The organism is Hominimerdicola alba, from assembly GCF_900112155.1.
Lineage (GTDB): Bacteria > Bacillota > Clostridia > Oscillospirales > Ruminococcaceae > Hominimerdicola > Hominimerdicola alba_D.
On the sequence record NZ_FOKQ01000028.1, the window covers coordinates 16,166 to 32,559 of the forward strand.

Genomic DNA, 16,394 nt, shown 5'->3' on the forward strand with positions numbered 1-16,394 from the left:
TGCCTTATGGCAAATAAGATAAAGATTCAGATGAGCATAATGATGGGTGTTACGCTAAGTCTTTGCCTTTCATTCGTGGGGTCTTTTACCTCAGGTAATTTTACCGTGGGATCCTTTCTGGTGGGTTTTCTTGAAAGTCTTTTGATAAGTCTTGTGATCGGATATTTCGTTCCTATGAAGCTCCTTGAAGATAAAGCCTGCGAGAAAGCCGGGATAACAGGAAAGCCTTTGCCTTGCAGGGCACTGGGCAGTTTTATCTCCGATCTGATCTACACCCCGATAATCACTATCTTTATGGTGACTATAAATTTCGTGAAGATACCGGCCGCTCACAGACCGCCTTACGTTCTTATGCTTGGTAAATCCATGCTTATAAGCTTTGTTGTGGCTTACCTCATAGTATTTCTGGTGGCTGATAATTACATGAAGATCATTCTTAAAAGGAATGGTGTGGGCGGACCACCCGAGGGCGGCAGACCCGATATGAGAAATAAATAACAAAGTTTCTTTGGGTAAACTTTGTTTCTGGAAATCGGCTTTAAGTCTGCGGTCAGCATAAATAATGCATTTTAAGGGCGCTTTTGTCATAGTATGGCAAAAGTGCTTTTTTATATTCTTTCATCAACGGGGTGATCCGGGAAGTTGGTTTATGCTGAAATAAGCCCGAAAACAGTGGACTATGTCGATGTGTACGTCAGCTTTGTTTAATGTGTACAATTTGCTTTTGACAGGATTTTTAAGTTTGGTGAAAAAATTAGTCCAAAGGTCTTGACAAAATGAAGAAAAAGGGTTAAACTATATTTAGCACTCAGAGAGAATGAGTGCTAACACCTGAAAGTCGCGAGTGCTAAACAAGCTGAACTCAGGAAAGGCGGGACGGTGAGCAGATGGACGACAGAAAACTAAAGATATTGTCCGCAGTTGTGGACGAATATATAGTATCGGGAGAGCCTGTTGGCTCCAAGGCGATAATGGCTCATGTCAAAGCATCTTCCGCCACGATACGAAACGAGATGGCAGAGCTTGAAAAGCAGGGCTATCTTGAACAGCCCCACACTTCGGCGGGGCGAGTACCTACTTATAAAGGGTACAGACTTTATGTGGATAAGCTGATGGAGCAGAACCCTCTGAGTGAGGAGGAGAAGGACAGGCTGGATTCCATGCTTCCCGATGACTTCGTCACCGAGAAAGATCTGGTGGAAAGCGCTTCTCTTGCACTGGCAGAGCTCACAAAGTGTGCTACGGTGGTAGCAAACTCCACACCTAAATTTTCGCTGATATCTAAGGTCGAGGTAATACCCACGGGCAAGAGGATGTACGTCATACTGATGATAACATCCAACGGTGAGATCAAAAATAAGGTCTGCCGACTGGAATTCGATCTTACACACGAACAGCTGGAATTCTTTGATAATTTCGTTAAGCAGAACCTGAACGGTGTGCCGATCAGCGAGATATCAGACGCTAACATGGAAAAGCTGACGGAGGCTATGGGAACTTACATGATGACCCTTTCTCCGCTGGTTTCCGAAGTACTGAAAATGACCAAGGAACTCGATCGGAGCGTGAGCCTTAAAGGGCAGAAAAATCTGCTGACCTGCAAGGATCTCGACCAGACCGAGATAATATCTTTCCTTGATAACGAAAAGGAACTCATGGCGTTTATCGACAGCACATTCTCAGGACTGAACGTAATGTTTTCACCCGAGACTGACGGATTTGTGATACACAATTCTTCGATGATAACCGCACCGTTCTCAAAGGACGGACAGATGGCAGGTGCACTTGGTCTGATAGGACCCATGAGGATAGATTACGCAAAATTCATACCATATCTTGAATACTTCACATCGAGGATAACAGACCTGATATCCGAGAGAGATGACAATGATGATAAGTAACAGAAAGGCAGGCGCTGGAATTGGCTTTTGAAGAGAGACAGGATGAACTTGAAGAGGAAGCAGTGAACACTGAGGAAACAGCTGAGGACACTGCGGAGGATACGGAGAAAGAAGAAAATAACGATACTGCCCCCGAGGAAGAGAATACTCAGAGCGAGGAGGAAAAGCTCAAAGCTGAGCTGGCTGATACCAAGGATAAGTACCTGAGACTTATGGCTGAGTACGATAACTTCCGCAAGCGTTCAGCTAAGGAAAGACTTGATATCTCGGCATCGGTAAAGGCTGATACAGTGGCTGACATACTCCCCGTTATGGATAATTTCGAGAGAGCACTGGGCACTGAAACTCAGGACGAAGCTTACAAGGCAGGCATCGAGATGATATTCAAGCAGTTCAGCGATGCAATGACAAAGCTGGGCATCGAAGCTATCGACCCTGTGGGTGAAGTATTCGACCCGAATATAGCAAATGCAGTAAACCAGATAGAAGACCCGGAGCTTGGCGAGAACGTTGTAGCTCAGGTATTCCAGAAGGGTTACAGGATAGGCGATAAGGTCATCAGATATGCGATGGTCGTTGTTGCTAATCCGTAGTAAAAAACGTATGTAAACATAGCATGGTATTAAATGCCTTGTAAAATCACTTGAACCATATAAACAGAGTAAACTGAAAGGATGATATTTTATGGCAAAGATAATCGGTATTGACCTTGGTACTACAAACTCCTGTGTAGCAGTTATGGAAGGCGGCGAAGCAGTAGTAATCCCTAACAGCGAAGGTGCTAGAACTACTCCTTCCGTTGTTGGTCTTTCAAAGACAGGCGACAGACTTGTTGGTCAGGTCGCAAAGAGACAGGCTGTTACAAACTTCGAGAACACTGTTATCTCCATCAAGAGACACATGGGTTCCGATTACAAGGCAACTATGGGCGGCAAGGAGTATACTCCTCAGGAGATCTCCGCTATGATACTCCAGAAGCTGAAGGCTGACGCTGAGGCTTATCTGGGCGAGAAGGTAACAGAGGCTGTTATCACAGTTCCTGCTTACTTCACCGACTCTCAAAGACAGGCAACTAAGGACGCAGGTCAGATCGCAGGTCTGACTGTTAAGAGAATAATCAACGAGCCTACCGCTGCTGCTCTTTCCTACGGTATCGATAAGGAAGAGGATCAGAAGGTAATGGTATACGACCTCGGCGGTGGTACATTCGATGTATCCATCATCGAGATGGGCGACGGCGTTACCGAGGTTCTTGCTACAGCAGGTAACAACAAGCTGGGCGGCGATGACTTCGACCAGAGGATCATCGACTGGATGGTAGCTGAGTTCAAGACAGCTGAGGGCGTTGACCTGACTGCTGACAAGCTGGCTATGCAGAGACTGAAGGAAGCTGCTGAGAAGGCTAAGATTGAGCTGTCTTCTACTCCTTCTTCCACAATCTCCCTTCCTTTCATCACTGCTGATTCCACAGGTCCCAAGCACCTGGAGATGACACTTACACAGGCTAAGTTCAATGAGATGACAGCTGATCTGGTTGAGTCCACAATGGGTCCTGTAAGACAGGCACTGAGCGACTCCGGTCTTTCCGCAGGCGACCTGCAGAAGGTACTGATGGTTGGTGGTTCATCCAGAATCCCTGCAGTTCAGGAAGCTGTTAAGAGATTCATCGGCAAGGAGCCTTTCAAGGGCATCAACCCCGATGAGTGTGTTGCACTGGGTGCTGCATATCAGGGCGGCGTTCTCGGCGGCGACGTTAAGGACGGTCTGCTGCTGCTGGACGTAACTCCTCTGTCACTGGGTCTTGAGACTATGGGCGGCGTATGCACCAAGATCATCGAGAGAAATACAACTATCCCTACCAAGAAGAGCCAGATCTTCTCCACCGCTGCTGATAACCAGAGCGCTGTTGATATCAACGTTCTTCAGGGTGAGAGAGAGTTCGCAAGAGATAATAAGCAGCTGGGTATGTTCCGTCTCGACGGTATCGCTCCCGCTCCCAGAGGTATACCTCAGATCGAAGTAACATTCGATATCGATGCTAACGGTATCGTACACGTTTCCGCTAAGGATCTGGGCACAGGCAAGGAGCAGAACATCACCATCACTTCTTCTACAAATATGTCCAAGGAAGACATAGACAAGGCTGTCAAGGAAGCAGAAGCTTTTGCTGCTGAGGACGCTAAGAAGAAGGAAGAAGTTGACATCAGAAACAACGGCGACCAGCTTGCATTCCAGGCTGAGAAGGCTCTGAAGGACTTCGGCGACAAGGTAGACGCAGGCGACAAGGCTGACTGCGAGACCAAGATCGAAGCTCTTAAGGAAGCACTGAAGGGTACTGATACTGATGCTATCAAGGCTAAGACCGAAGAACTGCAGAAGACTTTCGAGGCTATCGCTACCAAGGTTTATCAGCAGGCAGGCGCACAGGGCGGCGCACAGGGCTTTGACCCCAACAGCATGAACATGGGCGGCGGAGCTTCCGCAGGTGCTGCTGACACCAACAAGGGCGGCGATGATGTAATCGACGCTGAGTTCACTGACGCAGACTGATATACAGATAATTGACGGCAGCCTCCGTTCCGTTTTGCGGAATGGGGGTATACCGCTTTAGGAGCGATATATATGGCAGATAAAAGAGATTACTATGAAGTCCTCGGCGTGCAGAAAGGTGCCTCGGAGGACGAGCTAAAAAAAGCATTCCGTAAGCTTGCCAAGCAGTATCACCCCGATCTTCACCCGGGAGATAAGGAAGCAGAGGAGAAATTCAAGGAGATAAATGAGGCTTATGAAGTCCTCTCCGACCCTGACAAAAAGGCTAGGTACGATCAGTTCGGTCATGCAGGCGTTGATCCCAATTACGGCGGCGGTGCAGGCGGCGGATTCGGCGGATTCTCGGACATGGGCGATATTTTCGATTCCATATTCGGCGGATTCGGTTTTGGCGGCGGCGGACGTTCCACCAACCCCAATGCCCCAAGGCGCGGCGGCGATATCCGTGCTAATCTCACCATTGATTTCATGGAAGCTTGCTCGGGCAAAAAGGTGAAGATGAAGTATGCAAGGAACGAGACTTGTCCTGACTGTAACGGAACAGGCGCGGCAGCAGGAACTTCACCCAAGACTTGTCCCGATTGTCATGGTACAGGTCAGGTAAGGATAAGCCAGAGAACTCCTTTTGGAAATATTTCTCAGACTACCACCTGTTCACGCTGCGGCGGCAAGGGCAGGATAGTTGATAATCCCTGCCGCACCTGCGGTGGTCAGGGCATCGTCAAGAAGTCCGTTGAGAGGGATATCGATATCCCTGCAGGTATAGATGATGGTCAGACACTGAGAGTTGCAGGTGAGGGTCACAGAGGTTCAAACGGCGGACCCAACGGCGACCTGCATATCAATATCACAGTTCGTCCCGACCCCATATTCGAGCGCGACGGTTTCGATGTATGGACTGATATTCCGATTACTTACGCTCAGGCAACTCTGGGTGATGAGATAACCGTACCTACCGTTGGCGGCAAGGTGAAGTACAATGTTCCTGAGGGAACACAGAACAACACCGTTTTCAGGCTGAAAGGCAAGGGTATCAAGCGTCTTAACCGCAATGATTACGGCGACCATTACGTGCGCATAAACGTTGAAGTGCCTCGCAATCTGAACCGTGAGCAGAAGGAGAAGCTCCGCGAGTTTGAGCGTTCGCTGAACGAGAAGAACTACGCAAAGAAGAACTCTTTCAAAGAAAAGCTGGACAAGATCAAGGACATTTTCAAATAATACCCGATTACGTAAAAGCTATAAAATATCACCGACTGACCTTGCATATGCGGGGTCAGTTTTTTGTCCTCGGGCGGATGGCTCGATTAGTCACGTAAAATTTTTTTGAAGTCCTTGTAATATCGGTTTTGATATGGTATAATGAAAAAAATATGTAGTTTGGAGGACGGCGGTTTGAACGGTCATTTGCAGGTCGGGCTGGAAAGTCTTGACAAAAAGGAAGCCCTGCGCTATATGGGTTACAGGGATACTGACCCCGATGAAAAGATACTTTCCATGATGGACGAGTGCGAAAAGGCTCTGCTTGCGGTTATCAAACCCTGCTGTATCTACCATGTTTTCGATATCGAAACTGTCAGCAATGGTGTAGCGGTCTGCGGGACTTCTCTTGTGCTGGAGGGCAATGCCATCAGGGAGCATCTTGCGGGGTGCTGTAAGGCTGTGCTTATGGCGGCAACACTTTCTGCTCATGCGGACAGGGTGATACGCCGTTTTGAAGCCACCGACATGACACGCGCGGTGATGGCAGATTTTCTGGCAAGTGCGGCTGTTGAACAGGTGTGCGATCAAGCAGAGAATGCCATAGGGCAGGAGTTTGCGGCTTATTATCGGACATGGCGGTTTTCTCCGGGCTACGGTGACCTTCCGCTGGATATTCAGGGGAGCTTTCTCGATGTTTTGCAGGCTCAGAAGCTCATAGGGCTGAATGCCACCGCAAGCAATATCCTTACGCCGAGAAAATCCGTGACGGCGGTGATAGGTCTTAGTGAAAATGAGATACAAAAGGGCAGACAGGGCTGTTCTGCCTGCAATATGAAAGATGTTTGTCAGTTCAGGAAAAGAGGGGAACATTGTGGGGTTTAGAGAACTTTTAAAAACCAAGGAATTTGTGATACTTGACGGTGCTATGGGTACCATGCTTCAGGCTAAGGGTCTGAAAATGGGCGAAACGCCCGAGGTCATGAATATAGAAAAGCCCGAATGGCTGCTGGATATACACAGGCAGTACATTGAGGCTGGCTCCGATGTTATCTACGCCAACACTTTCGGCGGAAACAGGCACAAGCTGGCAAAGAGCGGATATTCCGTTGATACACTGATCGGCGAGGGTATACGCCTTGCGAAGCAGGCTGCTGAGGGTCATGATACCCTTGTGGCACTGGATATTGGTTCAATCGGACAGATGCTTGAACCTACGGGCACGCTGACTTTCGAGGAGGCTTACGATATCTTCAAGGAAATGGTCATCGCAGGCAAGGAAGCTGATGTTATCGTTTTTGAGACCATGACCGACCTCTACGAGTTGAAAGCGGCTATCCTTGCGGCTAAGGAGAACAGCGACCTGCCCATAATGTGTACCATGACTTTCGAGGAGAATATGCGTACTTTCACAGGTGTTGATATCAGCGCCATGTGCCTTACTGCTGAGGGCTTGGGTGTTGATGCTCTGGGCGTTAACTGCTCTCTGGGACCCAAGGAGCTTTATCCTGTTGTTGAGAAGATATGTCAGTGGACAAACCTGCCTGTTGTGGTAAAGCCAAACGCAGGTTTGCCCGACCCTGTTACCAACGAATACAACTGTTCAGCCGAGGAATTTGCTGAGTTCGCCGAGAAGCTGATACCTCTTGGTATCAAAGTCATAGGCGGATGCTGCGGTACTGACCCCACCTATATCGCCTCACTTAAAAAGATGCTGGATGGCAAGAAATACGTCAAGAGGGACGTTCATATCCCTGCTGTATGCTGTTCGCCTACTGAGACAGTTGTCATAGATCAGCCCAGAATTATCGGCGAGAGGATAAACCCCACAGGTAAAAAGCGCTTCAAGCAGGCACTTCTCGAGGGCGATATCGACTATATCCTGGGTCAGGCTATGGAGCAGATAGACGCGGGTGCTGATATCCTTGATGTCAACGTGGGACTTCCCGCTATTGACGAAAAGGCGATGATGGTCAAGGCTGTAAAGGCTTTGCAGGGTGTCTGCGATGTTCCGCTTCAGCTGGATTCCACCATACCTGAGGTAATGGAAGCGGCACTGAGGGTCTACAACGGCAAGCCCATCGTCAATTCCGTAAACGCTGAGGAAAAGTCCCTTGAAACCGTGCTTCCTCTTGTAAAGAAATACGGTGCGGCGGTGGTAGGTCTTACCCTTGACGAGAACGGCATACCCAAGACCGCCGATGCTCGTTTCGCACTGGCAAAGAAGATACTTGACCGCGCTATGGCTATCGGAATACGCAAAGAGGACGTTTATATTGACTGTCTTACGCTGACGGCTTCCGCTGAGCAGGAGAACGTTATGCAGACTGTCAATGCGGTGTACCGTGTAAAGCATGAGCTTGGTCTGCGCACTGTTCTGGGTGTGTCCAACATCAGCTTCGGTCTGCCAAGCAGAGAGATAGTAAACCACAACTTCCTGATGATGTGCCTGACAAGCGGTCTTGACCTGCCTATCATGAATCCGAATATCGATTCCATGACGGCAACTGTAAGAACTTATAAGCTGCTGACTAATATCGACAAGAACTCAATGGATTTCATTGCCCACTACGGCGCAGATACTTCTTCTCCCGCACCTAAGGCTGAGAAGAAATCCGACATGGACTTACCCTATGCTATCGAGCACGGTCTGAAGCACGAAGGCGCTGAGATAACGGCGAAACTTCTGGAGACCACGGATTCCATGACCATCATCAACGAGATGCTTGTTCCCGCACTGGATAAAGCAGGCGAGCAGTTTGAAAAGGGGAAGATATTCCTGCCCCAGCTTATACAGACCGCAGGCGTTGCTCAGGGCTGTTTCGAGGTCATCAAGCAGAAGATGCTTGCCGATGGCGGCAGCAGTGTTTCAAAGGGCAAAATAATCCTCGCAACGGTCAAGGGCGATATCCACGATATCGGCAAGAATATCGTGAAAGTTCTGCTGGAGAATTACGGCTATGAGGTCATCGACCTTGGCAAGGACGTTGACTATCAGACCGTTGTTGATGCGGCTATCGAGAATGATGTTCATCTGGTCGGACTTTCTGCGCTGATGACCACAACTCTTGTCAGCATGGAAGAGACTATCAAACTTCTGCGTGCCAACAATGTTGACTGCAAGATAATGGTGGGCGGCGCAGTTGTCACCCCCGATTACGCCGAGCAGATAGGTGCGGATTTCTACTCCAAGGATGCTAAGCAGTCGGTGGATATTGCAAGGCAGGTATTCGGAAACTGAATAAAACATATTTTTCCTCCCATGATAAGTGTGAAAGCTTATTTTGGGAGGAATTTTTATGTCAACAGGAAACAGATTTTACATCGCGGCAGTGTCAGCTTTTATTTTCGCTTTCGGAAACGGCAGATTTTTCGGCGGACTTGAGAATGCGTTTTTTCCGGCGCAAGCGGTGTGTTTTGAGGAAGAGACCGAAAGCGGCGAACTGACGGTGATAAATGGCGAGGGGGAGATAGAGATATCATTCAGGATAGCGGAGATAATTCGTGAAATTTTAGATTAGTACGATAATTTGTACAATTAAGATTTGACAAAAATGTCCCACAGTGGTATACTGTTAATAACTATATCCTACGGGGAGGAATAATTATGACCGAGATCATCACGGGCGGTGTGCGCAGCAGCCGCGAAAGCCTTTTTATAGAGCGTATATGTGCAGCCGCATCTGCGGGGGAAAAGGTTCTTGTCATCGTGCCCGACCAGTTCTCCTTTGAGTACGACAAGACTCTTTACGAGGCTCTTGGAGCGCGTCTGTTCAACAGCATCGAGACCACGGGTTTTCAGCATCTTGCTGAGGATATCTCTGCCTGCTACGGCAGCAAGGCAAAGGACAGTGCCAACGCAAATGCCCAGATGATACTAATGTTCCAGTCGGTGAAAAAAGCTGTTAAGGACGGTGTTATCAGGTTCTACAAGAACAGCACTGCCAAGGCTTCATTTATCGGTGAGCTGACCAAGCTTCTGCCCCGTTTGCGCCAGAGCGGTGTTACACCTCAGACTCTGCAGGCGGCTTCTGCCAAGCTGGAGGGCTCTATTTCCATGAAGCTTTCCGACCTCGGTGCGATATTTGAGAACTATATGCAGGAGCTTGAAAGAGCGAACATGAAAGACCAGCTTTCTCTTATGGAGGAAGCCGCTGAACTTTCCCGCAGCTGTGATGTTTTCGTCGGTAAGAGCATATTCGTTTCGGCTTTCACAGATTTTACCTATGATGAAAAACGTATGCTTGAACAGTGTATCATCAAAGGCAAGTCCCTGACGGTATCACTGCTTATAGACGACGCTTTTGTGTCCAGATGCCGCACTCATCCCTTTGATGTTACGGTATCCGTTAGGCAGGCGCTCAGGGATATGACACGCAGCCACAACAAACAGCTGATAGAGACTTCTTCCACCGATAATGCAGGCGACCACCCCGATATCCTACAGCTTGCCGAGCATCTTTTTGACTACAACAGAACTCCCTACAAGGCATCGGGAGACTGCGTAAAGGTTCTGGCGGCGGACGATGTTTACGAGGAAGCTGACTACATATGCGCTGAGATATGCAGGCTGGTTCGTGAGGAAAACTACACCTTCAACGATATTGCTGTGACCGTCCGCGACCTTGAAAGCTTCGGTGCAGTGATTTCAGGTGCTATGGAGAGGTACGATATCCCGTTCTTCCTCGATAAGCGTGACAGCATCGATGCTTCGGCGATAGTGCATTACCTCAACACCATTTTCAAGACCGTTCTCACCCGAAAATTCAAAACGGACAATATCATAAAGCTGATAAAATCGCCGCTGTACGGTCTGCTGAATTACGAGATAAGCGACCTTGAGGATTACTGCGTGCGCTGGGGCGTTGACGGCGATATGTGGACTGAGGATTTCACAGCTGTCCCCGACAGCGGTGTTGACCTTGGTCGGATAAACGAACTGAGAAGACAGGTCATCGAGCCCCTTGTTAGGTTCAAAGAGGTCTGTGCAGGGGCTACTGCGACGCAGATATCAAGGGCTTTTTACGAACTGCTTGATGCTCTCGACCTTTCAAGACAGACATACTCACTGGTGAAGCGTGTCAGCACTTCGGATAATGACACCGAAACAGAAATGTCAAGAGGTCTGAAACAGCTGTGGACAATGAGCCTTTCGGCGGTAAGGTCGATCTACGAACTGCTTGGTGATGAAAAGATAAGCCTGCGCAGTTACTACGACCTTTACAGCCTTATGCTCTCCCAGATGAAAGTCTCGGAGCCACCGCAGAAGCTTGACTGCGTTCGCATAGTGGACGCTTCACATTCAAGGTTCAGCGGAGTTAAGGCACTTTTCGCGGCAGAAGTAAATGACGGTATTTTCCCCGCTTCAGTCAAAAGCAGGGGACTACTCAGCGAGCATGAAAAGGAACTTCTGAAACTTGAAGAGGATATCGACATAGCTGACAATTCTCTGAACAGCCTGAAGCGTGAAAGACTTGCGGCTTATACGGCGCTCTGCACCCCATCGGACAGGCTTTATGTGCTGTATTCTCGCTCTGACCTGCTGGGCAGTGAAAAGCGTCCCTCGGTGCTTGTGAAAGAAGTCGGCGAGATACTGGGGCTTCGTGAAGAGAACATAAATCAGCTCCCGCTGGACTTTTTCTGCACTTCTTACAAAACGGCATACACCGTGTACATAGAACACTCCCGTGATAACAGCGCTTCTGTCAGCAGTATCCGTGATTCGCTTATGGGCTCGGCATATTATTATGACAAGCTTAGGACTCTCACCGAAGCCTGCAAGGAAAAGCCTTTCAAGCTCTCGGAAGAAAGGGCAAAGGAAGTCTTTTTCGCGGCGGAAACAGCGGAAGTTTCTCCCACAAAGCTTGATAACTATTTCAAATGCCCCTTTATGTATTTCTGTAATTACGGTCTGAGACTTTCACGCTCCCAGAAGATGGATATGGACGGGCTAAACAAAGGACTGATGATACATGAGGTGCTTGAAAAAGCCATAGGTTCCGAGGCACGAACTCCTGCGGAGAACCGTGAGCACTTCCTTGAAATGACCGATGAGCAGATAACCGCGCTGATAGAGGAGTGCTTCACCGAGTATTACAACAACATTTTCTGCGGAGATTTCGGCAAGAGCAAGACCTTCCTCTACCGATTTGAAGCCATGAAACAACAGGCATTCAACATCGTGAAGTATGTTCAGCGTGAGCTTTCAAACGGCGGATTTGCACCAGCTGTCACCGAATACAAGCTGACTAAGGATAACGGTGCCGACCATCTGGACCTTACGTTGAAAGACGGCAGGCACATAGTTCTGATAGGCACCATCGACCGCGCGGATATCTATGAGGATGAAGAGGGCAGGAAATTCGTGCGCATAATCGACTATAAATTCCGCAAACATGCGGCTTTCGACCTTGGTGAGCTTTTCTGCGGGCTGAACCTGCAAATGCTGATATATCTGTCGATCCTGCTTGAAACGGGCAATCCTGTCAACCCGGATATGGAGCTTGAACAGGCGGGAGTTTTTTACCTTCAGCTTATCGGCGAAGGTCAGAAGCTTTCCGAGGACTGCGAAATTTCTGAGGATATACTCTACAGTGCCGCTTGCGAATCTGCCATTGAAGCATTTTCGCGAAATGGCAGGATATCCGATGCAGGAGCTGTGAATGAGAAGCTTGATTCCACCATTGGAAAAACGAAACTCAACAATTACACCATGAGTGATGCCATGTTCACGGCTATGAGGATTTTCGCGAAACGCAAGGTCATCGAGTACGGCGACCGTCTGCTTGACGGTGATATCGATGCCGACCCGCTGGAAAATATCTGCTCTTACTGCAGATTCAGCGGCATATGTGGCAGAGCGTTCCCCGATGAGCCCAGAAAGGGAACCAAAGAGCAGATGAATGAGGCACTGGAAGAGATAATTCAGGAAAATGGGGAGGGAGAAGAATGAGTGTCAGCTGGACAGCCGATCAGCAGAAAGCCATAGATTCATACGGCAGAGGTGTTACCGTTTCGGCGGCTGCGGGCAGCGGAAAGACCGCGGTGCTTATCGAAAGGATAATCCGCCTGCTGACGGACAAGGAGAAGAATATCCCCGCGGACAGGCTTCTCGCCGTGACATTTACCATAGATGCCGCCGCACAGATGCGTGACAAGCTTAATGCGGCTTTTGAGAAAAAACTCCGTGAAGACCCCGAAAATGTCTGGGTGCTTCGTCAGCAGGACTTAGTCCAGCTGGCAAGGATATCCACCATAGATTCTTTCTGCTTCGATATGGTAAAGGAGAACATTAATAAGTTCGAGTTTACAGGCAATCTGAAAATTCTCGGTGAAGCGGAGTGCGAGATGATCTTCGATACTGCCTTTGAACAGGCTACCGAGGAACTCTGCGCCGAAAATATTGATGAGTACAAATTTCTTGATAACTTTTTCTCTGCGAACAATGGCGAACTGAAACAGGTGGTGAAAGAGCTTTACAGCCATCTGCGATCTATATGCCACACCGAGAAGTGGATACGGGATACCTCGGAAAACTGCGTCAGTGACGAGTTTTTTGAGATGCTGTACGAAGATGCATTTTCGCGCTTTGATGCAAAGCTTGCCGAAGCTGAACGCCTTGTTGATGATGCGCGTTACTGCTTCAATTACACCATCTCAGCAGGCGGAGATGAATTCCGTTTCAAAGATCACGTTAAGACCGCCGAGGAAAATATGGCGATCTGCGAGGATATTTTCAGCAGTTATCAGCTTGCCGCAGCCCACCGCGACAGCTCGGCTTTCGGGAAGATAACCGCCGAAAAATTCAAAGCCATGCGGCTTTCGGGCAAGCCGCCCGAGGATATCAAGGCTATCTTCAACGACGTAAAAGAGCGCTTCAAGCAGGATATCAACGGAGTTGGGACACTTCTTTACGGTGCTTCCCGCGTGCTGGCTCTGTCTGCCGATCATCTTCGTGAAAACCTTGCTCTGGGGCAGAAGCTTTTTCTCGCTATATGCAGGCTTGAAAAGCGCGTTGAGGAAGTCAGCTTCGATATCAAGCTTGAGAAAAACGCGGTTGATTTTGGCGATATTGAGCTTATGACAAAAAATCTTCTGGTGCGTGAGACTGATGATGGCTTTGAGCGCACCGAGCTTGCCGAGGAGATACGCTCAGGCGGATTTTACAAGCTAATCGTTATCGACGAATACCAGGATGTTAATGATATTCAGGAAACGATATTCAAGGCGGTATCGGACACCGATGACCTGGAATATATGGGAAATAACACCTTCATAGTTGGTGACATGAAGCAGGCTATCTACGGCTTCCGCAAGACGAATCCCGAGCTTTTCAAGAGCTGTATCGACCTTGCACAGAAGTACGGCGAGCAAAAACAGCTGGAGCACATCGGTCTTCAAAAGAATTTCCGAAGCAGGGGAGAAGTAATCGCTCTGTCGAATTTCATCTTTGAAAGGCTCATGAGCCGCGGCTGCGGTCAGGTGGATTATGACGGAAGCGAGCGCCTTGAAGAGGGAGCTGTATATACCGAAAGGAGCTGTCCCGCCGAAGTAATGCTGGTGGACGCGCCCGAGGAAAAGTCCGTTATTTCAAAGGAATTCCGATGCACTGCACAGCGCATCAGGGAAATGATAGACCGCGGTGAGCCTGTCTGCGACGGCGGTGTTGACCGACCCTGCAGGCAGTCGGATTTCTGCATACTTGTGAACACCAATGACAACATCAGACAGGTGACACAGGCACTTTCGGACGCTGGTCTCAGGGCTTTCTGCGAGGACACCGAGGGCTACATAAAGTCCCGTGAGATATCCCTTGCTCTCGATCTTCTGCGCACCGTTGACAACCCCATGAACGATATCTCCCTTGCGGCGGTTATGCTGTCCCCCGTGATGGGCTTCACCCCCGATGAAATAGCCCTTATCAGGCAGAAATGCATAGCTGTCAACCGTAAAAAGCCCGACCACATCTACCAGATACTGGCAGGTGCTTCAAAGGAAGTTGGCACAGACGAGAAATACGCAAAGTACGTCGATATGGGCAGTGCGGTGCTTCAGGAGAAATGCCGCTCCGCTTTTGATATGATAGAATCCCTGCGCTTCTGCTCCATGAGCATGAGCCTTGAAAAGCTGATAAGGCGGATATTCGATGTTGCCGACCTTATGGGGCTTACTTCACTGTACCTTGATTCTGCAAAAAAGCGCGCTAATCTCCGTTTGCTTATGCAGTACGCAGGGGATTACGAGCGCAGCGGAAACGATGGCGTTACAGGTTTCCTGCGTTTCATAGATTCGGTTTCGGGAAACGACAAGGCATTCAGGAACGCGGTCTCCGTCACGGCAGGCGGCGATTCCGTCAACGTCAAGACATACCACAAATCCAAGGGTCTGGAGTACCCATTCGTATTCCTCTGCACCCTTTCAAAACCCCTTGTCCGCGAGGATACCCGCGAGCTTATAAAGCTTCACAAGACTATGGGATGTGCATTCGCACTTAGGGACAGGCGGTTGAACGTCAAGCGTGCCGACCTGTACTACGACTACCTCGCCGATGTGCTGATCCGCGAACAGAAAAGCGAGAGGATGCGCCTTTTCTACGTGGGATGCACCCGCGCAAAAGAAAAGCTGATACTTGTGTTTTCAAATGAGAAAACAGGTCATACCACCCGCGAGAAACTGCTGGAAAAACTGCGTGATGCTGTAAAGGCTTCGGCGAGATACGAACGCATACCCGCGGATATCACATCGGCGCAGGACAGCGTTCTGGCATGGACGGTAATGTGCCTGGCAAAGCTACCCGAGCGTTCGCTGCTTGAGGATTGGCTTGGTATGCCACTGGATACGGTGGTAGTATCCGAAAGTGCCAAGGGTATCAACGTGACCTATCACGTCTGCGAGGATATTGCCGATGCTGAAACCTCGGAAGAAGAGGAAAAGACTGTTCGTGCGTCATCTGATCCCGCCATTGTCGCAAGACTGAGAAAGAGATTCGATCAGCAAACCGAGCGCCCCGAGACCCGTCTGCCCGCAAAGCTGACGGTAACGGAGATAGTCGCCGCTGAAAAGGCGAAAGATCAGGGTGAGAAGAACACCGAGTTCTTCCCTAACCTGCCACGTCTCAGCGATGAGCTGGACAAACTCACGGCGGCGGAAAAAGGCACATTCACCCATAAATTCATGGAGCTTGCAGACTATGAAAATATGCGCAAAAGCGTGGATGCAGAGCTTGACAGGCTGGTGAACAGCGGTGGTCTTACGGCTAGAGAAGCTAAAGGCGTATACATTGACAAGCTGAAAGATTTCGCCAAAAGCGAACTGTTTGAGCGAATGATGTCCTCGCCTGACCTGCGCCGCGAGCAGAAATTCTTAGCCAGCGTGAAAGATCTTGGTCTGACCGCCGAACTCAGTGAGTACACCACCGAAGATGGCTACATACAGGGCATCGCTGACTGCATCTTCAAAGAATCCGACGGCTGGGTGCTGGTGGATTACAAGACCGACAATTTCAAAAATACCGTGGAGATGAAACGCTACAAAACTCAGCTGATGCTATATAAAGCCGCCTTTGAGCTTATTCTGGGCGAAAAGGTAAAGAGCAGCTACATCTATTCATTCAAGCTGGGTGAAGGTCTTGAATTTAAGCTTTAAGGCTGGAACTTACGCGGTTTTATAAGATCTCAAAGAAGCTTCCGAAAATGGGAGCTTCTTTTTGTTGTTAAAATTTATAAAAATCTCAATAAACTATTG

Annotated in this window: 10 protein-coding genes; all 10 read left to right on the forward strand. The window is 49.0% G+C overall.

Annotation, left to right across the window (positions count from 1 at the left end; genetic code table 11):
* Positions 1-6: 6 nt before the first annotated feature.
* On the forward strand, positions 7-498 hold the full coding sequence (locus BM265_RS14075; RefSeq protein WP_074962510.1) for a hypothetical protein: 492 nt from the start codon (positions 7-9) through the stop codon (positions 496-498).
* Between the two features lie 389 nt (positions 499-887).
* Positions 888-1,901, forward strand: a complete 1,014-nt coding sequence (gene hrcA, locus BM265_RS14080; RefSeq protein WP_074962511.1) for a heat-inducible transcriptional repressor HrcA — start codon at positions 888-890, stop codon at positions 1,899-1,901.
* A gap of 20 nt (positions 1,902-1,921) precedes the next feature.
* Positions 1,922-2,494, forward strand: coding sequence for a nucleotide exchange factor GrpE (gene grpE / locus BM265_RS14085; protein WP_081358475.1), 573 nt, complete (start codon positions 1,922-1,924; stop codon positions 2,492-2,494).
* 91 nt (positions 2,495-2,585) lie between these two features.
* Positions 2,586-4,451, forward strand: a complete 1,866-nt coding sequence (dnaK, locus tag BM265_RS14090) for a molecular chaperone DnaK (RefSeq protein WP_074828867.1) — start codon at positions 2,586-2,588, stop codon at positions 4,449-4,451.
* Positions 4,452-4,523: 72 nt separating this feature from the next.
* The gene (gene dnaJ, locus BM265_RS14095) at positions 4,524-5,672 is read left to right on the forward strand and encodes a molecular chaperone DnaJ (protein WP_074962515.1); all 1,149 of its coding nucleotides are present in this window, start codon (positions 4,524-4,526) and stop codon (positions 5,670-5,672) included.
* A 174-nt stretch (positions 5,673-5,846) separates the two neighbouring features.
* Positions 5,847-6,536, forward strand: a complete 690-nt coding sequence (locus BM265_RS14100) for a vitamin B12 dependent-methionine synthase activation domain-containing protein (protein WP_081358476.1) — start codon at positions 5,847-5,849, stop codon at positions 6,534-6,536.
* Complete coding sequence (locus tag BM265_RS14105) at positions 6,526-8,892, forward strand: homocysteine S-methyltransferase family protein (protein WP_074962517.1); 2,367 nt, start codon at positions 6,526-6,528, stop codon at positions 8,890-8,892. The genes BM265_RS14100 and BM265_RS14105 overlap by 11 nt, the downstream gene beginning before the upstream one ends.
* A gap of 58 nt (positions 8,893-8,950) precedes the next feature.
* Positions 8,951-9,172, forward strand: a complete 222-nt coding sequence (locus tag BM265_RS14110; protein ID WP_074962518.1) for a hypothetical protein — start codon at positions 8,951-8,953, stop codon at positions 9,170-9,172.
* Positions 9,173-9,258: 86 nt separating this feature from the next.
* On the forward strand, positions 9,259-12,603 hold the full coding sequence (locus tag BM265_RS14115) for a PD-(D/E)XK nuclease family protein (RefSeq protein WP_074962520.1): 3,345 nt from the start codon (positions 9,259-9,261) through the stop codon (positions 12,601-12,603).
* Positions 12,600-16,295: a UvrD-helicase domain-containing protein gene (locus BM265_RS14120; RefSeq protein WP_074962521.1), complete on the forward strand. Its 3,696-nt coding sequence runs from the start codon at positions 12,600-12,602 to the stop codon at positions 16,293-16,295. Before BM265_RS14115 ends, BM265_RS14120 begins: the two co-directional genes overlap by 4 nt.
* The last annotated feature ends 99 nt before the right edge of the window (positions 16,296-16,394 follow it).